The 21,486-nt window shown below is 69.2% G+C and carries 20 protein-coding genes and 3 tRNA genes; 9 read left to right on the top strand and 14 right to left on the bottom strand.

The features are described 5' to 3' along the window. Positions 1-4: 4 nt before the first annotated feature. The 4 genes from ftsH to tilS all read right to left on the bottom strand — a co-directional run bounded on the left by ftsH (position 5) and on the right by tilS (position 5,154). The gene (gene ftsH / locus ACPWUT_RS01225; protein ID WP_284528658.1) at positions 5-2,014 is read right to left on the bottom strand and encodes an ATP-dependent zinc metalloprotease FtsH; all 2,010 of its coding nucleotides are present in this window, start codon (positions 2,012-2,014) and stop codon (positions 5-7) included. An 83-nt stretch (positions 2,015-2,097) separates the two neighbouring features. Next, a complete protein-coding gene (hpt, locus tag ACPWUT_RS01220; RefSeq protein ID WP_425839781.1) occupies positions 2,098-2,649 on the bottom strand; it encodes a hypoxanthine phosphoribosyltransferase in 552 nt (183 codons plus the stop codon). Between the two features lie 113 nt (positions 2,650-2,762). After that, positions 2,763-4,073: a hypothetical protein gene (locus ACPWUT_RS01215; protein ID WP_425839778.1), complete on the bottom strand. Its 1,311-nt coding sequence runs from the start codon at positions 4,071-4,073 to the stop codon at positions 2,763-2,765. Positions 4,074-4,161: 88 nt separating this feature from the next. Continuing rightward, a complete protein-coding gene (gene tilS / locus ACPWUT_RS01210) occupies positions 4,162-5,154 on the bottom strand; it encodes a tRNA lysidine(34) synthetase TilS (protein WP_425839775.1) in 993 nt (330 codons plus the stop codon). Between the two features lie 202 nt (positions 5,155-5,356). Here tilS and ppa point away from each other — a divergent pair, with 202 nt between their 5' ends. Then, positions 5,357-5,890, top strand: coding sequence for an inorganic diphosphatase (gene ppa, locus ACPWUT_RS01205; RefSeq protein ID WP_284528654.1), 534 nt, complete (start codon positions 5,357-5,359; stop codon positions 5,888-5,890). 63 nt (positions 5,891-5,953) lie between these two features. On the opposite strand, the gene ACPWUT_RS01200 is transcribed toward ppa, so the two are convergent. Beyond that, positions 5,954-7,342: a peptidoglycan DD-metalloendopeptidase family protein gene (locus tag ACPWUT_RS01200; RefSeq protein WP_425839772.1), complete on the bottom strand. Its 1,389-nt coding sequence runs from the start codon at positions 7,340-7,342 to the stop codon at positions 5,954-5,956. Between the two features lie 216 nt (positions 7,343-7,558). On the opposite strand from ACPWUT_RS01200, the gene ACPWUT_RS01195 reads away from it, so the two are divergent. The 3 genes from ACPWUT_RS01195 (at position 7,559) to ACPWUT_RS01185 (ending at position 7,885) form a co-directional block, all read left to right on the top strand. Continuing rightward, a tRNA-Glu gene (locus tag ACPWUT_RS01195) sits at positions 7,559-7,631 on the top strand. Between the two features lie 30 nt (positions 7,632-7,661). Next, a tRNA-Asp gene (locus tag ACPWUT_RS01190) sits at positions 7,662-7,735 on the top strand. A gap of 77 nt (positions 7,736-7,812) precedes the next feature. Next, positions 7,813-7,885 (top strand) — tRNA-Phe (locus ACPWUT_RS01185). 117 nt (positions 7,886-8,002) lie between these two features. On the opposite strand, the gene ACPWUT_RS01180 is transcribed toward ACPWUT_RS01185, so the two are convergent. Next, on the bottom strand, positions 8,003-8,977 hold the full coding sequence (locus tag ACPWUT_RS01180) for a tyrosine-type recombinase/integrase (protein WP_425839769.1): 975 nt from the start codon (positions 8,975-8,977) through the stop codon (positions 8,003-8,005). Between the two features lie 121 nt (positions 8,978-9,098). Between ACPWUT_RS01180 and ACPWUT_RS01175 the strand changes: the two genes are divergently transcribed. Both ACPWUT_RS01175 and ACPWUT_RS01170 read left to right on the top strand, forming a co-directional pair. Next, positions 9,099-9,533, top strand: a complete 435-nt coding sequence (locus tag ACPWUT_RS01175; RefSeq protein WP_425839766.1) for a hypothetical protein — start codon at positions 9,099-9,101, stop codon at positions 9,531-9,533. Then, complete coding sequence (locus tag ACPWUT_RS01170; protein WP_425839763.1) at positions 9,530-10,075, top strand: hypothetical protein; 546 nt, start codon at positions 9,530-9,532, stop codon at positions 10,073-10,075. Before ACPWUT_RS01175 ends, ACPWUT_RS01170 begins: the two co-directional genes overlap by 4 nt. Positions 10,076-10,106: 31 nt before the next feature. On the opposite strand, the gene ACPWUT_RS01165 is transcribed toward ACPWUT_RS01170, so the two are convergent. The 3 genes from ACPWUT_RS01165 to ACPWUT_RS01155 all read right to left on the bottom strand — a co-directional run bounded on the left by ACPWUT_RS01165 (position 10,107) and on the right by ACPWUT_RS01155 (position 13,350). After that, positions 10,107-11,846 carry an AAA family ATPase gene (locus ACPWUT_RS01165; protein ID WP_425839760.1) on the bottom strand — a complete coding sequence of 580 codons (1,740 nt, stop codon included), beginning with the start codon at positions 11,844-11,846 and terminating at the stop codon, positions 10,107-10,109. A gap of 183 nt (positions 11,847-12,029) precedes the next feature. Beyond that, the gene (locus ACPWUT_RS01160; protein WP_425839757.1) at positions 12,030-12,269 is read right to left on the bottom strand and encodes a hypothetical protein; all 240 of its coding nucleotides are present in this window, start codon (positions 12,267-12,269) and stop codon (positions 12,030-12,032) included. A 13-nt stretch (positions 12,270-12,282) separates the two neighbouring features. Beyond that, positions 12,283-13,350: a replication initiator gene (locus ACPWUT_RS01155; RefSeq protein ID WP_425839754.1), complete on the bottom strand. Its 1,068-nt coding sequence runs from the start codon at positions 13,348-13,350 to the stop codon at positions 12,283-12,285. Between the two features lie 267 nt (positions 13,351-13,617). Here ACPWUT_RS01155 and ACPWUT_RS01150 point away from each other — a divergent pair, with 267 nt between their 5' ends. Further along, entirely contained in the window at positions 13,618-14,025 is a 408-nt protein-coding gene (locus ACPWUT_RS01150) for a YciI family protein (RefSeq protein ID WP_425839751.1), read from the top strand. Further along, positions 14,022-15,167, top strand: a complete 1,146-nt coding sequence (locus tag ACPWUT_RS01145) for an RNA polymerase sigma factor (RefSeq protein WP_425839748.1) — start codon at positions 14,022-14,024, stop codon at positions 15,165-15,167. The genes ACPWUT_RS01150 and ACPWUT_RS01145 overlap by 4 nt, the downstream gene beginning before the upstream one ends. Before the next feature lie 43 nt (positions 15,168-15,210). Here the strand turns inward: ACPWUT_RS01145 and ACPWUT_RS01140 are convergent, their stop codons facing one another. The 3 genes from ACPWUT_RS01140 to ACPWUT_RS01130 are packed head-to-tail and all read right to left on the bottom strand — an operon-like array spanning position 15,211 to position 18,333. After that, entirely contained in the window at positions 15,211-15,909 is a 699-nt protein-coding gene (locus tag ACPWUT_RS01140) for a potassium channel family protein (protein ID WP_425839745.1), read from the bottom strand. After that, positions 15,902-17,239, bottom strand: coding sequence for a TrkH family potassium uptake protein (locus ACPWUT_RS01135; protein WP_425839742.1), 1,338 nt, complete (start codon positions 17,237-17,239; stop codon positions 15,902-15,904). Before ACPWUT_RS01135 ends, ACPWUT_RS01140 begins: the two co-directional genes overlap by 8 nt. A gap of 59 nt (positions 17,240-17,298) precedes the next feature. Next, positions 17,299-18,333, bottom strand: a complete 1,035-nt coding sequence (locus tag ACPWUT_RS01130) for a LacI family DNA-binding transcriptional regulator (RefSeq protein ID WP_284528650.1) — start codon at positions 18,331-18,333, stop codon at positions 17,299-17,301. A gap of 223 nt (positions 18,334-18,556) precedes the next feature. Between ACPWUT_RS01130 and ACPWUT_RS01125 the strand changes: the two genes are divergently transcribed. Further along, a complete protein-coding gene (locus tag ACPWUT_RS01125; protein WP_284528649.1) occupies positions 18,557-20,149 on the top strand; it encodes a glycoside hydrolase family 6 protein in 1,593 nt (530 codons plus the stop codon). A gap of 61 nt (positions 20,150-20,210) precedes the next feature. On the opposite strand, the gene ACPWUT_RS01120 is transcribed toward ACPWUT_RS01125, so the two are convergent. Beyond that, entirely contained in the window at positions 20,211-20,750 is a 540-nt protein-coding gene (locus ACPWUT_RS01120) for a MarR family winged helix-turn-helix transcriptional regulator (protein WP_425839738.1), read from the bottom strand. Continuing rightward, complete coding sequence (locus ACPWUT_RS01115) at positions 20,740-21,453, bottom strand: alpha/beta fold hydrolase (RefSeq protein WP_425839735.1); 714 nt, start codon at positions 21,451-21,453, stop codon at positions 20,740-20,742. The genes ACPWUT_RS01120 and ACPWUT_RS01115 overlap by 11 nt, the downstream gene beginning before the upstream one ends. Positions 21,454-21,486 lie beyond the last annotated feature (33 nt).

Genomic DNA, 21,486 nt, shown 5'->3' with positions numbered 1-21,486 from the left:
GAGCCTATGCGGTCGCGGGACGTGCCTGCCCGGTCGCGCGTCGCGCCGGCGCCTTCTGCGCGGCGGGCTCCCCGTCGGAGGCGACCTGTGCGGCCAGGCCCGCCTCGTCCTGGGTGCGCGGCACCTCGACCGGCGGCAGCATCGAGACCGGGCGCTCCTGGCTCGAGAGCCACTGCGGACGCGGCGGCAGCTTGCGGACGTCCGTGAAGATCTCGGCGATCTCGATGTGGTCGAGCGTCTCCTTCTCCAGCAGCGCGGTCGCGAGCCGGTCGAGGATGTCGCGGTTCGCGTTGATCACCTCGTACGCCTCGTTGTGCGCCTGCTCGATGAGCTCGCGCACCTGCTGGTCGACGCGCTCGGCGATGCGCTCGCTGAAGTCGCGGCCGTGACCCATGTCGCGGCCCATGAACACCTCGCCCGAGGACTGCCCCAGCTTGACCGGTCCCACGTCGGTGGTCATGCCGTACTCGGTCACCATCTTGCGGGCGATGTTGGTCGCCTTCTCGATGTCGTTGCTCGCGCCGGTGGTCGGGTCGTGGAAGATGACCTCCTCGGCGACGCGTCCGCCCATGGCCCACGCGAGCTGGTCCTGCAGCTCGTTGCGGGTGATGGAGTACTTGTCCTCGAGCGGCATGACCATCGTGTAGCCGAGGGCCTTGCCGCGCGGGAGGATCGTGATCTTGGTGACCGGGTCCGAGTGGTTCATCGCCGCCGCCACGAGCGCGTGGCCGCCCTCGTGGTAGGCCGTGATGAGCCGCTCCTTGTCCTTCATGACCCGGGTGCGGCGCTGCGGACCGGCGATGACGCGGTCGATCGCCTCGTCGAGGGCGCGCATGTCGATGAGCTGCGCGTTGGAGCGCGCCGTGAGCAGCGCCGCCTCGTTGATGACGTTCGCGAGATCGGCGCCCGTGAAGCCGGGCGTCTTGCGGGCGATGACCGACAGATCGACCGACGGCGACAGCGGCTTGCCGCGTCCGTGGACCTCGAGGATCTTCTGACGTCCCTTGAGGTCGGGCGCGTCGACGCCGATCTGACGGTCGAAGCGGCCCGGGCGCAGCAGCGCCGGGTCGAGGATGTCGGGACGGTTGGTGGCGGCGATCACGAGGACCGAGACCTTGGGGTCGAAGCCGTCCATCTCCACGAGCATCTGGTTCAGCGTCTGCTCGCGCTCGTCGTGCCCGCCGCCCATGCCGGCGCCGCGGTGACGGCCGACGGCGTCGATCTCGTCGATGAAGATGATCGCCGGCGAGTTCTCCTTGGCCTGATTGAACAGGTCGCGCACGCGGCTGGCACCCACGCCGACGAACATCTCGACGAAGTCCGATCCGGAGATCGAGTAGAAGGGGACCCCCGCCTCGCCGGCGACGGCGCGGGCGAGCAGCGTCTTTCCGGTTCCGGGAGGGCCGTACAGCAGCACGCCCTTCGGAATCCGTGCGCCGACGGCCTGGAACTTGGCCGGGTCCTTCAGGAAGTCCTTGATCTCCTGCATCTCCTCGATGGCCTCTTCGGCGCCGGCGACATCGCCGAACGTGACCGTCGGGGTCTCCTTAGTGACGAGCTTGGCGCGGGACTTGCCGAACTGCATGACCTTGCTGCCGCCGCCCTGGGCGCTGGAGAGCAGGAACCAGAAGAGCAGACCCAGGAGCAGGAGCGGGATCACGAGCGAGAGGATGCCGCCCCAGAAGCTCGGCTGCGGGACGACGTCGTCGAATCCGTCGGCCGGGGCGGCGGAGTCGATCGCCGCCACCACCTCGTCGGCGCGGGCGGACGTGTAGTAGAACTGCACGTTCGTCGAGCCCTCGAACTCCTTGGCGAGCGTCATGTCGACGCGCTGGTCGCCGTCTGTCATGACGACCTTGCTGACGGTGTCACCGCCCAGCAGCTCCAGCCCCTCCTGCGTGGTGATGCGCTTCGCGCCGGTGAGCCCGGAGATCAGCGACATCCCGATGAGCAGGAGCACGCCGATGAGCAACACGTACACCAACGGGTTGCGGGTCAGCTTCTTGAGATCCATGGTCCGCTCAGGCTATCGCGCGCCGTCTATGGGGCGTCTGTGCATTCGCCCACGGCGTACCGTACGTCGGGGCCGGGTGCCGCTCAGCTGTAGACGTGAGGGGCGAGGACGGCGACGTCGCGCAGATTGCGGTATCCCTCGGCGTAGTCGAGGCCGTAGCCGACGACGAAGTCGTTGGGGATGTCGAAGCCGACGTAGCGGCAGTCGATCTCGACCTTGGCGGCGTCGGGCTTGCGCAGCAGCGCGAGCACCTCGATCGACGCGGCGCCGCGGGAGGCGAAGTTCTCGAGCAGCCAGCTGAGCGTGAGCCCGGAGTCGATGATGTCCTCCACGATCAGCACGTGCTTCCCGGTGAGGTCGGTGTCGAGGTCCTTGCGGATCTGGACGACGCCGCTGGACTTCGTGCCCGCGCCGTAGGAGGAGACCGCCATCCAGTCCATCGCGATCGCGCGCGGCAGCGCCCGGGCCAGGTCGGCCATGACCATGACCGCGCCCTTGAGGACGCCGACGAGCAGCAGGTCCTTGCCCTCGTAGTCGGCGACCACGCGCGCGGCGAGCTCCTCGAGCTTCTCGTGGATCTGCTCCTCGGTGACGAGGACGCTGGTGAGCTGGTCTGCGATGTCGGCCGCGCGCATGCTTCGAGTGTAGGCATTCCCGCAGCACCCGGCCGACCGGGAGCCCCCGCCCGGGACCCCGTCTCGAGGTCCCGGGCGCTCGGGGTGCCGGGCGGGCGGGATCCCGGGCGGGATCAGTCCTGTGCGACGCGGCGGCGGCGGGAGAGCAGTCCCACCCCGAGCGCGATCATCACCGGCGCCGCCCACAGGAGGCCCCACGGCACGTCGCCGCCGGTCACGGCGAGCCCGCCGCGGGGCGGCGTCGCCTCCGCGGTCGGCGTCGCCGTGAACTCGGAACCCACCCCGGCGGTCGGCGTGGGTGTCGCGGTCGCGGTGGGTGTCGGGGTTGCGGTCGGCGTCGGCGTCGCAGTCGGCGTCGCGGTCGGCGTCGGCGTCGGCGTCGGCGTCGCGGTCGGCGTGGGCGTCGCGGTCGGCGTCGGCGTCGCGGTCGGTGTCGGCGTAGGCGTGCCGCTGCCCGTGCCGCCACCACCCTGGCGGATGACCGTGGCGGACACGCCGACCGGCGACTCCGTGGCCACGGTGATGTCCGCGTCGTTGGTGTAGGTGGTGAGCGCCCGGTCGGTCACCCGCGCCGCCCCCACGATCGCGTAGAACCAGCCCTCCTCGGCCGTGAAGGCGACCACGACGCCGTCGGCGGTCTCGGTGACGGTCGCCCCGACACGCGCCCCGACATTCCTCCAGCCGGTCGGCCCGCCGGTCGCCGTGCGCTCCACCGCCCCCAGCACCCGCAGCGCCGGCGTCCCGGCGCCGGTGCGGACCCACTCCTGTCCGGCGCCCAGGCGCTCGACGACCGTGACGTCCTGCCCCGCGGTCATCCCGCTCGCGGGCGCCTTGATGGCGATGGTCCACTCGATCGTGTCGTCGTCGCGGTCGTACACGCCGTGCTTGTTGTTCGGGCGCCCGGTGAACGTGCAGTCCGGGCAGCCGGATGCCGGCGGGGTGACCGTGATCGTGCCCTCGACGTCGCCGAAGTCGTAGGTCGTCTCGGTCGCCTCGGTGACCTGGGTGGTCACCTGCGCCCAGAACCCGAACGTCCCGTGCAGGTCGCGCGGGTGCGTGGCGATGTAGTCGGCATCGATGTCGCAGACGATCTGCGTCGCGGTCACCACGCAGCTGCCCATCGCCGAGCCGTCCGGGGCCCGCAGGTCGAACGCGTCGGCGAGCCCGCGCAGCCCCTCGGGGAGGCCCACCGTGAACCCCGCCGGCACCGCCGGGTCGTCGGGCAACGCCCACTCGCCCGTGAGCTCGGTCGAGCGACCCGACTGCACCGTCTCGTCGACGAACGTCACCGCGGTGATCTCGGCCTCGGTCGCGTAGGGCGGCGCGGCGGCCGCGACCGCGGCCATCCCCACCGCCAGAGTCCCGCCGGCGACCATCGCCGCCACCACCGCCGCCGTCCGTTGCACGCGCATCCGCAGGCCCACGTCGTACCTCCCCCAAGGTCGAGCGCCCGCGTTCGGCGGCGCGCATGGCGGGGAACCCGCCAGGGAATGAGACCGACGAGGGGGCCGGCTATGACGCGGAAGCGCGGAATTCGATCCTGTCTCCGCGACGGAGCGCCCGGCAGCCGGGCAGATCGATCGCGCCCTGACCGGCCCATTCGGTCACCAGTCGCGCGACCTCCAGCGTCTGGACGCGCGTGAGGCTCACCCCGAACTCGCTGGCCACGACGTGGCGGATGATCCGGTGGCGCAGCGCCGGCGGGTTGGCGGCCAGCGCGGCGACCGACACCGCGATCCCCGCCTCGGCGTGCTCCACGATGTCCTCGATGGTCTCCGCGATCATCGCGTCGAACGCCTCGGCGTCTTCGCGCAGCTGGTCGGCGGTCCGCGCGAGCGCCTCGGCCACGCCCGGACCCAGCGACGTCTCGAGCAGGGGGAGCACGTCCTGACGCACCCGCACGCGCAGGAACCGCCGGTCGAGGTTGTGCGGATCGTCCCACGGCGGCAGGCCCTGGGCCGCGCACGCGGCGCGCGTGGTCGCGCGGCGGAGGCCGAGCAGCGGCCGGATCCAGCGGATGCCGTCCTCCTCGCGCACCGGCGCCATGCCGCCGAGGCTCATCGCGCCGGAGCCTCTCGCCAAGCCGATCAGCACGGTCTCGGCCTGATCGTCGAGAGTGTGCGCCAGCAGCACGGCCGTCGCCCCCGCGTCGCGGGCGGCGCCGCGCAGCGCCTCGCGGCGGGCGTCGCGTGCGGCCGCCTCGGGCCCGCCCTCCCGGCCGACCTCGACCCGGATCGTGCGGGCGGGGATCCCCAGGGACGCAGCCGCCTCGGCGGCGCGGGCGGCCACCTGCGCGGACCCGGCCTGCAGCCCGTGATCGATGACCACCGCCGACGCGGAGAGACCGGCCTTCGGCGCCTCGAACGCGACGGCCGCGGCGAGGGCGAGCGAGTCGGCGCCGCCGGAGAGGCCGACGACGATCGGTCCCGCGAGTCCCGTCAGGGCCGACCGCACCGCACGGCGCACGTCGGCGACGGCGGGATCGAGGCCCGGACGGTGTTCCATATCGCCACGGTATCCGCTCCCGCCGGCGCGGCGCGGGCGGGCACGGGCGCTCGGTGTTCACAACTCCGGAAGATCCCGCGTCGGCGGCCCCGATCTCGGGTTTCCGGCCCGATCGCCATCGCTCTTCCGGAGTTCCGAACGCGGGGCCGGCCGCGACTAGGCTGGTCGGCGGCATCCACAGCACTTTCCGAAGGAGCACAGCATGGGCGCGTACGACGCCGTCATCGAGATCCCGCGCAACAGCAAGATCAAGTACGAGGTCGACCACGGCACCGGCCGCGTGTTCCTCGACCGCATCCTGTTCACCCCGATGGGATACCCCGCCAACTACGGCTTCTTCGAGAACACGCTCGGCGAGGACGGCGACCCGCTCGACGTGCTCGTGCTCCTCGACCACGACCTGGCCCCCGGCATCCTCGCGAAGGTGCGCCCCGTCGGCGTGCTGAAGATGACGGACGAGGCCGGCGGCGACGACAAGGTCGTGGCCGTGCTCGCCAAGGACCCCCGCTGGGGCCACGTGCAGGACGTCTCGGACGTCGACGAGTGGACCAAGAACGAGATCAACCACTTCTTCGAGCACTACAAGGACCTCGAGCCCGGCAAGTGGGTCAAGGTCGACGAGTGGGCCGACGCCGCCGAGGCCGAGCGCCTGGTGACCGAGGCGTTCGCGCGCTTCGAGGAGCACGAGGGACAGACCAAGACGCAGGGTGAGGGCGAAGCGCCCAACACCCTCTGACGCGCTGTGCGGAACGGGTCGGATGCCACGGCATCCGACCCGTTTCCGTCTGCGCCGGGAGGACTAGACGGAGATGCCTCGGGCGCGCAGGAACGGCGCGGGATTGATGCGGACTCCGCCGCTGTAGACCTCGAAGTGGAGGTGGCAGCCGGTGCTGGCGCCGGTGTTGCCGACGTACGCGATCGTCTGGCCCGCGCGCACCGTGTCGCCCCAGCCGACGTTGTAGCCGCCGGGCTTGATGTGCGCGTAGCCGGTGACGATGCCGCCGCCGTGGTCGACCTTGATGTAGTTGCCCCACGCACCGCTGAAGCCGGCGAAGATGACCCGGCCCGATGCGGCGGCGAAGATCGGCGAGCTGCAGCCGCCGGCGAAGTCGATGCCGCGGTGGCCGCTGGAGGTGCAGTACCCGTTGGAGCAGATCGTGCCGCGCGAGCCGAACCACGCGCTGATGTAGCCGTACGCGGGACGCACCCAGCCCGAGGGCTGCACCTCGCCGCCGCCACCGCCGCTGCTTCCGCCGCCGCCACCGCCGTTGGCGGCTTCCTCGCGCTTGCGGCGCTCCTCCTCCTCGCGGGCGCGGCGGGCCGCCTCCTCGCGCTCCCGGCGCAGCCGCGCTTCGCGGGCCTTGCGGCGGGCCACGACGCCCGCGCGGTAGTCGGCGACGGTCGCGGCGGTCGTGTCCTTGAGGGCCGCCAGCTGCGCCTCGAGCACCTCGAGGTGCTCGGACTGCGCGTCGAGCGCCGCCTGCGCGGCCGTTGCGGCCTCCTGCGCGCGGATCATCTTGGCTTCGGCCTCCTGCTGCAGGCGGTCGCGCTCGGTGCGGGCGACTTCGGCCTGGTTCGAGAGGTTCTGCGCGTTGTCGCGGGCGCTCACGGCATCGGCGTACACGCTGCGGTTGGCGTCGAGGAGCTTGTCCATCGTGCCCAGGCGCGCGAGCAGGTCGTCGGCGCTGGCGGCGGAGCCCGAGAAGAACAGTTCGAGCGACGTGTCATCGCCGCCCATCCGGTACTGCTGCGCGGCCAGGCGTCCCAGTTTGTCGGCGGCCGCGGCGGCGCGTGCGGCCTCGGCGTCTGCCTGCTCCTGCAGCGACGCGGCACGGTCGGCGGCCTCCTCGAAGGCCTCCTGCGCGGCGATGTACTCCGCACCCAGGCGCTCGGCCTCGGCCTGCTTGACGGCGACGTCGTTGGCGAGCGAGGCGATCAGTCCCTCGATGCGCGTGACCTGTCGCGCCTTGGCGGACTGGTTGGCCTTCGCCTTCTCGACGTCGTCCCACGAGGGGTAGGTCGCGGCGAACGCCGGCGCGCTGGCGAGCAGGCCGGCGGCGGCGATCCCGACCACCCCGAGTCCGATCGCACCGCGCCGCGTGACGGAGCGTCCCCGGCCGAAGGCAGCCAGCTCGCGAGGGGTCGGCGCGCAGCCGCAGTCCTCCGGAGATCCGGACAGCTCAGACACGTCTCACTCCTCAGTCACACCAGCAACAAGTGCCACACTAACAACACGCGCAACATTTGCCGAGGATTCGGATGCATCGACGGGGGGCACGACGCATGCTTCCGCCATCATCGCCCTCCGCGGCCCCGTCCACCAGCGGCCACGCCCTCGATTTCCGATTCCGTAGGGAATTGCGTATGCTTGAGCGTCGGTAAGCGTGAGCCTCCGGGTTCGCTCGGCCCCATCGTTTAGCGGCCTAGGACGCCGCCCTTTCACGGCGGTAGCACGGGTTCGAATCCCGTTGGGGTCACACTTCCCGACAACACAACTTCATACGCATGGCCCTGTAGCGCAGTTGGTTAGCGTGCCGCCCTGTCACGGCGGAGGTCGCGGGTTCAAGTCCCGTCAGGGTCGCTCCAAGCGACGGGCCCTTTGTTCAGATATTGATCACAGGGCCTTTCGTCTCGGACATGGCTCTTCGGATGCCATGCGGCTCTGTAGCTCAGTTGGTAGAGCGCACGACTGAAAATCGTGAGGTCACGGGATCGACGCCCGTCGGAGCCACACGGACCGTCGTTACAACGGTCCCAGAAACCCTCGCCTAGCTTCTACATGGCGGGGGTTTTGCCTTGTCCTGAAACACAGGGATCGCGGGGGTCGCGCCGGGCTCCCAGCAGACCTTTACTCAGGCGAATCACTGCCGGTCATGGCGGGCGCTTCACCTCCCCCAAGTTGACCTTTCGACTGAGCGCCATAGAAGTTCGACAACGCTTCGGCACCACGACGGGCCGCCTCGGCCCGCGTGTCTGCGTATAGCTGGGTAACGGCGAGATTCGAGTGCCCCAGAATCGCTTGCACATCGGGCGCTGAGACTCCGGCCTGGAAGAGCACGTCTGCCGCAGTGTGGCGCAGGTCGTGGAAGTGCAAAGGGGCCTCCCCCGGAGGAAACACCTTGATGTCGCTCCGCACGCGAGCCCAGTCCAACGCGCGACTGAGATTCTTCGAATTGAGGAACCCCCCGCGTGGGCCCGGAAATAGAAGGTCATGCTGACCTTTGCCCTCGACAGCTTCCGCAAGCACTGGCAAGAGCGGCGCAGGAATCGGGACCTTACGCGATCTCCGACCCTTCGTCGGCCCAACATTCAGTTGCCCCGTAATGCCCGGCGACGCCGTACGCGCCACGCGGATCGTTCGCCCTGCGAGATCGATATCTGCGACGCGAAGCCCAGCCACTTCTCCGAACCGGCAGCCGGTGTAGAGCTTCGCGAGCAGGAACCGCCTATACGGCGCCGGGAAGGTTTCAACCACTTCCAGGAACCTGCGAACCTCGTCGAGATTCAGAGCCCGAGAGCCTGGGTCGTATTCTCGCGCCCGCGGTATCTCGACACCGACACATGGGTTGACAGCTATCAGGCCACCCTTCTGGGCAACACGGCAGATCGCAGACAGACACGCGAGTGCATCGACACGAGTCGACCGCGACCCCGACCATGCCGCGAAGGCCGCCTCCACGTCGAGAGGGGTGATACCTGCGATGTCGCGCTCCGCGAACGTACCCCGCACGCGCGTCCGCCAGGCCGCTAAATAAGCGCGACCAGTACCCTGCGACACTCGACTAAGGATCAGCGCCTGATAGCGCTCGAAGACCTCGCCCACCGTAACCATCTTCACCTCCCGCCAACCGACTGTTCACGTTCGCGAACATGCACCACTATACATGCTTGTTCACGTTCGCGAACAAGATTGCGTGTCGATTTAGCGCGCTAAAGTGAGCCGCATGCACGCGAAGCCCGGACCACGCCCCGAAGGCCCCGACGACCCCGACATGCTCGCGGGGCCAGGAGTGACGCTCAACGACATTGCGACGAGCCTGAGTGTGCTCGGTGACCAGCTCCGCGAGATCGGAGCGATCGCACATAGGCCAGTCACGAAGAGCGAGATCGAGAGGCACTACTTCGCCGATCAACGCGACATCGAAGACGACCTAATCGAAAGCGACCTGGAACACGCGCAACAACAGGAACGTGTCGCCAAGACGCTGAGCGCCCTGCGAACATTTCGACGGAGCTACTACTACTGGGAGCGGGTGACCGTAGAGCACGCGCTGGCTATCGGCTTCACCCAGCGGCGCACGGCACAGCTACTCGGAGTGGGGCTGAGCACGATCAACCGGTGGGCTCAGAATCCCGTCTCGAACGAGGACGACGATTGAGCCTCTACCCGCGCTGGAGCTACTTCCCGCGAAATGAACGCGCACCACAGTGGGCCGAGCAGGTGGTCGAAGCGGTCCGTGCCGCGCGCGGTCAGATCGACACTGAGCCTTTGCCAGCATCCGCTGCAGATCGCCTGACGAGCGACGTCGTCCTGGCACATCTGCGCCCAGGGCTAGAGTCGCTGGGTTTCTCCGTGGAGACCGGAAAGAAGGCCAGCGAGAAGATTCGGCGCCCCGTCCTCTTCGGAGACAATGGCGCGGCAGCGGTCAACTACGAAATCGATGCGTTTCACGACGAGCTAGGCATCGCGGTTGAAGTCGAAGCGGGACGGGGCGCGATGGGTAACGCCGACTACCGCGACATCGTGCGTACCTCGCTGCTGCTGGATGCGCGGTACATGCTCCTCCTGATGCCAGGAACCTACAGATACGGCTCGACTCAGAAGGACGCGTATGGCTCGACGCGCGATCTTCTCAGCGCGATCTATGCGTCTCAGCGACTACGACTCCCCTTTGAGGGCGTCCTCCTGATCGGCTACTGAAGCAGTAGCTCCCGAAATCTTCTACACAGGATCAAGTGTCAGCCTGTTGGCCTTCACTCTCTCCGTGCTCACCGCCGAGGTCTCGGGCGGGCACTATCGAGTTCGACACTTCCTCGAAAAACACGCGGGCTGCGTCGCCAGAAGCGCTTGTGTGGAGAGAATTCTCGAGAACCTCGGCCAACCAGGTCGGGCCATGATTGCCCACCTCTGGCACGAAGTCCTCCATCTCGCCGACCGGAATCAGATGGATATGTAGTTCCTTCAGTTGCTCTAGTAGTCGTACGGCGGCGCCGAACGGCTCACCCTTCGGCACTCCAGACAGACCGGCGTTCTTAACGCGATCCCACCCTGACTCAACCTTCAGGGCCTCGCGAACGGGGGCTAATGACTTGGGAGTTATCTCGGTCACCGACTCGAAGGCGGCAGCGACAGCCTCTTTCATCCCCGCGACGGACGGCGTTCGCGCTGAGGACGTGAGTGCGGAGTTCAGCACGCGCCAATCCGCTTCCAACGCGCTGGGGTCTCCTCCGGCCTTCACTACAAGACGCGCGAGGGTTGTCCACTCATTCAGCACGTCGAAATCTCCGATGACGGCGACGGGGACGCTCGCCGCCCGTAGCGCCTCCACGCCCACGTGCATGCGATGCTTGCCGCCGCAGCTCGTGAACAGGATGTCAGGCCTCCTAGCTCCACCATCGTCTTGCCTCACAGTGTCCCGTATAGATGCGAAGAACTTGCAGTCGGCGTCCGACTCGCACACCACGACTGCATCAGTAAATAGACCCTCAAGCAAGTTCGAGTAACGGAGAAGCGGGTCACTCCACAGTCGTCTAACCGCGTCATTGTCGAGCACTGCTGCCGTGTTGGTATCCCCAACCCGACTCAGTCGGACGACGGTCGTCTGGGCTGGACCGTCGAGCACCCCGTGAACGATGTCAGACGAGTGAGTACTGATCAAAGCGACCCTCGATGCAGCGGACGAATCCTCGGAAAGAAGGCGCGCGAGGAAGCGCGCTTGGGGCGGGTGGAGGAACGCTTCAGGCTCGTCGATCAAAGAAACTGATTGATGTCCGGTCAACAGATTGAGCAAGAGGCCGATCATCGAGCGTACGCCGTCACCCTGGGTATGCAGGAGTGGCAGCTGCTTCAGTGCATCCAGGTAGGCCTGATCTGGTCGAGGTGCGTCGGGCGGCGCAATGTCACCGACCCGAAGAGCCCACTCGGAACCCCCTGCCCATACGTCGAGGATGAGCCCCTCCCCGAACGACTCTCTGCTTATCAGATCCAGGCGTTGTTCGAGATCGCGGCGCACGTACAGTCGGTGCAGCGGATGCGACGGCTCACGCTCGTACAGGTTGAGGGCGCCCGTTGGGCGGCTCGCGCCTAACCGCGATTCGGTATCCGCAAGGAGGACGAAATAGCCGCCAACGATGCTCCCGCTGCCACGCCACCAGGTCCGGATGTTCGAGACCTGCTGGAGCGAGCCGTCCCCAAGGTTGACGCGGTCGCCGCCCGTTGCCGACCTGACGATGGTGTCGTCCGCCTCGAATTGTGCGATCAGATCGTCAACTGTTCCCCGATAGTCCACGTCAGCACTCGATATGACCACGCCCCGATCGCTCTTGCTCGTGGTCATCTTCGCAACGTCGCGCAGCACCTGGCTCTTGCCCGCGTTGTTGGGCCCCACGAACAAGACGATGCCCTGCTCGGGAACGTCGACGGTCGTCCCGTCATTTATGGTTAGCGTCCTCACGACTACAGATGCCGACATGTGGCGACCATACCGGGGACTGGGCGTAAAGAGGCAGACCTGCTGGCACTGCCGCCCTGCGCGCTGCGCGCTGCGGTTGCCCTCGGCGGCGTGATCCGTCCCGTCAATCGGGTTGCGTGGCGGGCCGGGGCGGGCGCGCGCGTCCCGCATGCGGGACTCCGCTGCGCCCCGCCCCGGCTCCGCTCACGCGTCCCGGACTGTCGGCCACGGCGGCACGATCGTCGACGGACGCACGTGCACGAACCCGCCTGGCCAGTCCGGGTTCATCGACATGAAGATCGCCAGCGCATCTTCATCCGTCTTCGCCGCGCCCATCACGCCCCCGATCAGGTGCGTCGGACGCCCGAACGCATCACACGCGTAGATATCCCAATCGGGCATCGGCTCTACGTCCTCGCCATACCGGATAAAGAACTTCACCATTGCTTCGCCTCTCTCACGGCGCGGCCCACCCGCGCGCGACCAACTCACGACGCGACCGCGCCGCAAGGTCTTCCAACGGAGCCGGCGACACAGCCGACGTGTCCGCGCCGGCCTCCGCCTGCTGCGACTCCCACCACTCCCGCCGCAACCGCCGCTGCACCGTCCGCGTCAGCCCCGTGAACGACCAGCCCGACCGGTACTTCGTGCGCCGCGACGCGGACACCACCTGCGAACGCGAGCCGTACCGCTGATGCACCAGGCTCGAACAGTCCTGCGGCACACAGTCCACGCCGCAGCGCATCCGCCTGGCCGCGTCCCCGAGCGCGACCTGATGCCGCCAGACCGCCACCGGCACATCGTCCGCGTCCGTGGCCACGTCCTTGAGGACGTAGTTCAGAGCCTTGGAGATGTACCAGATCGTCTTCGCGCCGTCGCCGTTCGCACGAAACGCGTCACACTGCGCCTGCGCGCCCCACTCGACCACCGAACCGTCGACCTTCGACACCGCCACCGCTGTGCGTGCCGCGTCGCGCAACTCGATCGCCGCCGGGGCCTCGCCCCGGGCAATGCGAACGATCGCGTGCACATGCAGCACGCCCCGGTCCTGCCACTCCCGGACGATGAAGTACTCCACCGACTCCCACCTGTCACGCAACCGTCGCCGCGTCCGGTCCCACAGCACCCCGGCATCCCGGTTCCACGCCACCTGGCCCGCGTAGTCATACGTGGCACGGTTGAGCGGCATGCCCCGCAGCGCAGCGTCTTTCGTCGTATGCGTCACGCCGCATCCGCAGCGCCCTTGCTGCCCTCCCTCACGCGGCACCCGATGCACCCGACCGAAAGACGGCGCGGTGAGCGTCAGCAGGTAGAAGCGGTACTGATCAACCGGCCCATCGAACACACCCGAGCGGGCAATCGCCGCCCAATCGCCCCGGTAGAGCTCCGCGCACGACTCGCAGCGCGACTTGATCCGCGACCCGCACCGCACCCACACGCCCGTCGCCGTCTTGATCGGCGTCGAGCACCCGCGTTCGAGGATCGCGGCGCGAGCCGCTTTGTCCTCTGGAGTGTGTTCCGCCATAGCGGGCCCACACCGGCAGTTCGCCTGAAAATCGTGAGGTCACGGGATCGACGCCCGTCGGAGCCACACGGCTGATCGTTACAATCAGCCCAGAAACCCTCGCCTAGCTTCTACATGGCGGGGGTTTTGCCTTTCCCGGACAGTGCGCGGGCGGTGCTCGTGCGTCACTCGCCGCGAACAACTTCGCCGACGGATGTAGAGAACGCGCGTTCGGTTCCGTCTCCCTTGTGAAGCGGCCAGAATGGGCCGCACGAATGGGAGGCTGACATGCCGAAGTACCTGATGCTCAAGCACTACCGAGGCGGCCGGCCGTCGGTGAACTCGGTCCCGATGGACCAGCTCACGCCGGAGGAGTGGGGCGCGCACATCCAGTACATGGCGGACATGGAGCGGCGCCTGCTCGCGTCCGGCGAACTCGTCTCTTCGGAGGGACTCGCGATGGGCGGCGCATGGGTGCGCTTCGACGGCGAGGGACGCCCGCCGGTCGTCGACGGTCCCTTCGCCGAGACCAAGGACCTCATCGCGGGGTGGATGCTGATCGAGGTCGACTCGTACGATCGGGCGCTCGAGCTCGCCTCGGAGCTGTCCGCGGCGCCGTGGGCCGGCGGCACGCCGCTCGGTGAGTGGCTCGAGCTGCGCGAGGTGATGAGCGCGCCCCCGGCCGACGCGGGATGACGATCCCGGATGCCACGGCGCTGCGCCGGGCGATCCCGGAGGTCACCGGCATCCTCGTCCGGCGCGGCGCTGATTTCGCGTCGGCCGAGGATGCCGTCCAGACCGCTCTGACCCGAGCCCTGGAGCGAGGCGGCTTCGACGACGTTCGAGACCTCCGAGCGTGGCTGGTCGCCGTCGCGTGGCGGGCGTTCCTCGACCAGGTGCGCAGCGACACGGCCCGCGCCGCGCGAGAGGAGCGCCTCGCGACCGAGCCGGAGCCCGGCCCCGTGCCACAGCGTGACGACACGCTCGCGCTGTACTTCCTGTGCACGAACCCGGTGCTGACGGCGACGTCCTCCGTCGCCCTGACCCTGCGTGCGGTCGGCGGGCTGACGACCCGCCAGATCGCCGACGCCTTCCTGGTGCCGGAGGCCACGATGGCGCAGCGGATCAGTCGCGCCAAGCAGCGACTCGCCGGCATCCCGCTGGACCAGCACGGCGACCTGTCGCGGGTGCTGCGCGTGCTCTACCTGCTGTTCAACGAGGGGTATTCGGGCGAGATCGACCTCGCCGCCGAGGCGATCCGCCTGACGCGGCTGCTCGCCGCACTCACCGACGAGCCCGAGGTGCGCGGCCTGCTCGCTCTGATGCTCCTCCACCACGCGCGGCGACCGGCCCGAGTGATCGACGGCCGTCTCGTTCCGCTCGCCGAGCAGGACCGCGGGCTCTGGGACACCGAGGCGATCGCCGAGGGCGTCGACATCCTGCAGGCTGCGCTGGCCCGCGACGCCCTGGGCCAGTACCAGGCGCAGGCCGCGATCGCCGCGCTGCACGCGGACGCCACGAGCGCTGAGGAGACCGACTGGGTGCAGATCGTCGAGTGGTACGACGAGCTCGTCCGCCTCGCCGACTCGCCGGTCGTCCGCCTCGGTCGCGCGGTCGCCGTCGGCGAGGCGGACGGTCCGCGCGCCGGCCTTGCGGCGCTCGCCGCCGTGGATGCGGATGTGCCGAGGTATCACGCGGCCCTCGCCTACCTGCACGAGCGGTCGGGAGAGACGGATGCCGCGGCATCCGAGTATGCGGAGGCGGCGCGCCGGGCGACGAGCATCCTCGAGCAGCAGCACCTGTTGCGTCAGGCCGAGCGGCTCGGGCGCGGCGGCTGAGCGCGGACGTCCTCATCACGCGTCCGACCGCCGACCGCCGCAGTTACTGCAGAGCCGCGAACCTCTCGGTGCGATCGACGGGGCCGATGACGATCAGGAGATCGCCGGCCGAGATGACGGACGACGCGCCGGCCGCGTGCCACTCGCCGTCCGCGCCCCTCACCTTGACGATGGTGACCCCGTGCTTGCGACGGACCGCGGCCTCCTCGAGCGTCTTCCCGACGATCTCGGACGGCGCGACGGTCTTGGCCACCACGAGGTCGCGATCGAACTCGACGTAGTCGAGCATCGCTCCCCGCACGAGGTGCGCCACTCGGCGGCCCATGTCCGCCTCGGGGAAGATGACGTGCTCGATGCCGAGCTGCTCGAGGATCAGGCCGTGCTGCTCGCTGATGGCTTTCGCCCAGATGGACCGCGCCCCCATCCGCTTCAGCAGCGACGTCGTGAGGATGCTCGCCTGGATGTCCGTGCCGATCCCCACGACGACGCGGTCGAACTGTGCGACGCCGAGCTGCTCGAGCGCGACCTGTTTCGTGGAATCGGCGCGGACGACATGCGTCAGGACGCCGTTGAGCGACTGGACGATGTCCTCATCGGTGTCGATGCCGAGAACCTCGGTGCCCGAGCGCGCCAGCTCGGTGGCCAGCGCTCGGCCGAATCGCCCGAGTCCGATGACGGCGACGCTCGTGGCGGACGAGTCCTTCGCGCGGCGACGGCTGAAGAAGGGGGTGCTGTTATCCAATGATCGGACGCTCCTTCGGGAGTTCGTACATGCGCTTCTGGGTGGTCAGTGCGAGGGCGGATCCAAGCAGAACCGGCCCGAGTCGTCCGATGAACATCAGGGCGATGAGCACGAGCTGCGCCAGCTCGGGCAGGTCGGCGGTGATCCCCGTCGACAGGCCCACGGTAGCGAAGGCCGAGATCACCTCGAACAGGACGCGATCGAAGTCGAAGGGGCTCATCAGCATGATCGCGAGGGTCGATCCGACCACGAGCGCGACCGCGAGCAGCGCCACCGTCAGGGCCTCCCGATGGGTGGATCGGGGCAGGCGCTTGCCGAACATGTTGACCGCGGTGTCGCCGCGCAGCTCGGCCACGATGATGAAGAACAGGACGGCGAAAGTCGTGATCTTCAGCCCGCCGGCCGTGCCCGCGGGCCCGCCGCCGATGAACATCAGGATGTCGGTGACGAACCAGCTCTCGCTGTGCATCTGCGACACGTCGATCGAGTTGAACCCGGCCGTCCGCGGCATCACCGACATCGTGAATCCTGCGAGGAGCCGGCCGGCCGGATCGAGTGGACCCAGCGTGCCCGGGTTCGACCACTCCAACGCCGTGAGGGCGATCGCGCCACCCACCAGCAGGACGACGGAGCCGACCACGACGGTCCGCGTGTTGAGCGTCCATCGCCGCGGGAAGAGGATCCGCCGGCGGAGCTCCATGATCACGGGGAACCCCAGTCCGCCGAGGATGATCGCCGCGCAGATCGGCAGGCAGATCCACGCGTCGGCGACGAAGGACATGAGGTTGTCGCTGAAGAGCGCGAAACCGGCGTTGTTGAAGGAGGAGACGGCGTGGAAGACGCCGAGCCACACGGCACGACCCGGCTCCTCGGCATACCCGAGCCAGAACCTCAGGAAGAGGACGAAGGCCACGACGGCCTCGGTCGTGATCGTGATCACCGCGACCCCGAGGAGGACCCGGCGGACGTCGCCCACCGCCACCGTGTGGGTCTCGCTCACCGCCGTCAGGCGCGTGCGCAGCCCCAACCTTCGGGCGACGAGCAACCCGAGGAGGGTCGCGAGCGACATCACACCGAATCCGCCGATCTGGATCAGTACGAGGATCACCCCGTGTCCGAACGGAGACCAGAAGACGGGTGTGTCGACGACGATGTGCCCCGTCACGCACAGTGCGCTCGTCGCTGTGAACAGCGCCTCCATGAACGTCGCCGAGCGCCCCTGCACAGCGATGGGGAGACTCAGCAGGGCGGTCCCGACCGCGAGCACGAGAGCGAACCCCGCCGTGATGGCCCGGCCGGGCGTGAGGAGCGGGATGGAGCGCGACGGCACCCCGCAACGATCTCACACCGCCGCACCGCTCAGGGAGCGGACTCTCAGGGCGCGGACTCTCAGGGAGCGGACTCCCGCACGACGAGTCGCGTCGGGAGGATGACCGGATGCGGCTCGCCCTTGCCCATCGCGCTCAGCAGCATGCGGGCGAGCTCGCGGCCCATCGCACGCACCGGCTGGCTGACGGTCGTGAGGGCGGGGTGCGTGTAGGTCGCGATCGGCATGTCGTCGAACCCGACGACGGCGACGTCGGCCGGCACGGACCGACCGGCGGCTTTCAGGGCGGCGAGCGCACCGGCGGCCATGTTGTCGGATGCCGCGAAGACGCCGTCGATGGCGGCATCCCGCGCGAGCAGCTCGCGCATCGCATCGCTCCCGCCCGAGACCGAGAAGTCCGCGTGGGCGACGAGGTCGGGCGTGAGCCCGGCCAGCGTCAGGGCGTCGGAGAACCCCTTCTGGCGGACGGCCGACGCCGGGACGTCGGCGGGCCCCGCGATGAGCGCGATGCGCCGGCGGCCGGAGCCGATGAGATGCTCGGCGGCCAGGCGCGCACCCGTGTAGTTGTCGGCGTCGACGTACCATCCGTCGTCACCTCCCGGCGGACTGCCCAGCAGCACGAGGGGAAGGTGCGTGGCTTGCGCGAGGCCGTAGAGGGGATCCCCGGTCCGGAGGGCCACCAGCATGATGCCGTCGGCGCGGGGCGAGGTCAGGGTGCGCTGGAGCCGGGCGCGACCCTCGGGAGAGGACGCCAGCACCAGGGAGAGCTCGAGCTCCGTCTTCTCCAGCACCGAGCTGACGCCGAGGATCACCTCGCTGAAGAACGGGTCGGCGAACAGGTCGAGGCTCGGGTCGGCGGCGGCGAGGATGACCGCGCCCGTGCTGCTGCTGGCGAGGGCCCGGGCGCTCTGGTTCGGCACGTAGCCCAGTTCGCGGATCGCCCGCTCCGTCGCCTCGCGGTTGGCGGCGGTCACCCGCGGGGAGTTGTTGACCACGCGCGACACGGTCGCGCGCGATACCCCGGCGAGGCGGGCGACCTCGTCGAGAGTGGGCTGATGTCTGGGCGCGGCGCGCTCCACTCGGGTCTGTGCTGGCACGGGCCCTCAGCGTAACAGCGCCGCGCCCTCACCCGGATGCGAAAGCGCTCTCAGGTCGGGCGCGGCAAAGAATCCGCCGATGTTCCGCCGCTGCAGGAGTACCGAACCCCTTGACGTGAAAGCGCTCTCACGACAGGCTGAGGAGGTCGCGCGGAGCGCAAGCGCCGCGGACGCCCTCGCCCGCAACGCCGCGCGCGGGGTTTCGTCACCACCCGGGAGAAGCATGAATTCCACGCACCGCCCAACACGCTGGGGTGCTCTGGCCGCTGTCGGCGCTCTCGCGGCATCGCTCGTCGCCGCGATCCCCGCGCACGCCGCCGAGCCCGACGACCTCGTCGGCTCGACGCTCTACCTCAACCCGCACAGCACGACGCTGGAGGCCGCGCAGTCCCTCACGGGCCAGGCCCGCGCCGACGCGCAGCTGCTGGGCAGCATCCCCGCCGCGGACTGGTTCACCAAGGGCACGCCCGACGAGATCCGCGCCGCCGTCGACAAGGTCGTGACCGCCGCGGACGCGGCCGGCCAGATGCCCGTCCTCGTCGCGTACAACCTGCCGTTCCGCGACTGCGCGCAGTACTCGTCCGGCGGCGCGGCCGACACGGCCGAGTACGCCGCGTGGATCGACGCGTTCGCCGAGGGCATCGGCGATCGGGCGGCCACGGTGCTCGTGGAGCCCGACGGACTCGGGATCATCCCGCACTACACGAACCTCGAGGGTTCGGTGGAGTGGTGTCAGCCCGCCGAGATCGACGCCTCGATCGCGACCTCCGAGCGCTTCGCGCAGCTCAACCACGCGGTCGACGCGTTCTCCGCCCTGGAGCGGACGTCGGTGTACCTCGACGGCACGTCGTCGGCGTGGCTGACGGTCGACGAGATTTCCGACCGCCTCATCAAGGCGGGTGTCGAAAGGGCGACCGGATTCTTCCTCAACGCCTCGAACTACCAGTTCACGGAGAACAACATCGCCTACGGCACGTGGGTCTCGTCGTGCATCGCCTACGTGACCGACGTCGCCCCGGGCGACCTCGCCAACTGCGGCAACCAGTACTGGAACGGCGGTCCGGCCACCGACTGGCAGGGCGTGGCGATGTCGCAGTACGGACGCTGGTCTGCGGAGGCGACCGACCCGACCGCCAACACGGCGGGCCTCGACTCGCGGTACGAGGCGATCCTCGGCGGCGTCGAGCCCACCACGCGCTTCGTCATCGACACGAGCCGCAACGCCCTGGGCCCGTGGCAGTACCCGGCCGGGGTGTACCCCGCGCACGAGGACTGGTGCAACCCGCCCGACCGCGGCGCCGGCGTGGTGCCGACCACGTCGACCGGCGTCGCGCTCGTCGACGCCTACCTGTGGATCAAGCGCCCCGGCGAGTCCGACGGCACGTGCCTGCGCGGCACGGCCGGACCGCTCGACCCCGCGCGCGGCGTGGTGGATCCGCCCGCCGGACAGTGGTTCCCGGCGCAGGCGCGAGAGCTCATCGCGCTGGCCTCGCCGGCGCTGCCGGCGCTGACCTGCCACGTGAAGGTCGTGGGCACGAAGGTCGGACGCGGGTTCGTCGCCGCGGTGAGCGTCGAGAACCGCGGAACGACGACGCTCAAGCCGTGGAAGCTGTCGTGGGAGTTCAGCGGCGACCAGCGCGTGAAGAAGGTCGTCGGGGGCTCGTTCACGCAGTCGGGCCCGGCTGTCACGATCACCGCCCCGAAGGTGCGGCAGAGCCTCGCGCCCGGCAAGAAGACGGCGCTGGTCGTGACCGGCATCGGCTCGGCCGAGGTGCCGTGGCAGTTCCGGCTGAACGGTCGGGTCTGCACCTCCTGACCTGACGCGACCCGGGGAGGGGCGGCGACGGCCGGCCCTCCCCGTGTCGCGCGGCTTCGCGCTACGGTCGAAGTCCGCGTTCGCGCATGCGCGCAGCCGAGGTGATCGCGTCGGTCACGAACCGGTCGGTGAGGACGGTGTACCGCCGCACGTCGCCGGGGGACCACCCTTCGAGCACCTCCGCGATCATCCGATCGCCGAGCACGTAGACACCGCGCGCTGCAGCCTCGCCGCGCACGGTCAGTCTGATGACTGCGGCGCGCCGGTCCTGCCCGTCCGTGTCACGCTCGATCAGGCCATCGCGATCGAGTCGTCCGATGATCTTGCTGACGTTCGACGCGCTCGTCCCGATGACCTCGGCGAGGACGCTCGGCCGCGTCGCTCCCCACGCGAGCAGGTGACGCAGGGCTTGATGAGCGGGCTGATCGAGCGCCTCTCCCGACTTCGCGAGGATCTCGCCCTGCAGCACGGGCGAGTTCCACAGCAGGATGAGGGCGCTGAGGCTGGAGAGCAGCTTCGACCGGTACGGGAAATCGCCGGCGCCCGGAGGACAGGCGCCGGCATCCCACCCCGGTGCCGGCGGCCGGACCTCACCCGGCAACGGCGCTCGCCGGTGTCTCCACCGCTTCGGTCGCAGCCGCGTCGATGACGTCGGCGACGGTCTCGGCCTGGGTGATGAACAGCGCGTGGCTGCCCGGGACGCGCGTGATGTCGGCGCCGATGCGGGTGGCCATGTGCTCCAGCATCGCCTGATCGAACGCCTTGTCCTCCGTCGCGATGACCGCCCAGCTCGGCTTGTCGCGCCACGCGGCCACCGTGACCGGCTCGCTGAAGACGGACATGTTGACGGGCACCTGGCTGTCGGCCAGGAAGGCCGCAGCGGCTTCGTCGACATCGGCGGCGAACCCGGCCCGGAAGGCGTCGCGCCGGAGGTAGCCGAAGCCGTCCTCGGTCACGTCGATCACGAAGTCGGGCGTGGGCGCGAATCCCTCGTACTGCTGACCGCTCGTCTCGCCCGCGTCCGGAATGAGCGCGGACACGTAGACGAGTCCCGCGACGTTCGGGTGCGCCCCCGCCTCGGTGATGACGGTGCCACCCCAGGAGTGGCCGACGAGGATCGCCGGTCCGTCCTGCAGGTCCAGCACACGCACCGTCGCTGCGACGTCGTCCGCGAACGAGGTCAGCGGGTTCTGCACGATCGAGACCCGATAGCCCCGCGCGACGAGGATCTCGTAGACGCGCCGCCACCCCGAGCCGTCTGCGAACGCGCCGTGCACGAGCACGACATTATTGATCTCAGCCATTGTTCTCACCCTTCGATAGTTTCCTGTCGGACA

This window comes from Microbacterium sp. PA5 (assembly GCF_049860775.1).
GTDB lineage: Bacteria > Actinomycetota > Actinomycetes > Actinomycetales > Microbacteriaceae > Microbacterium.
This window is presented reverse-complemented; position numbering and strand designations above follow the sequence as displayed.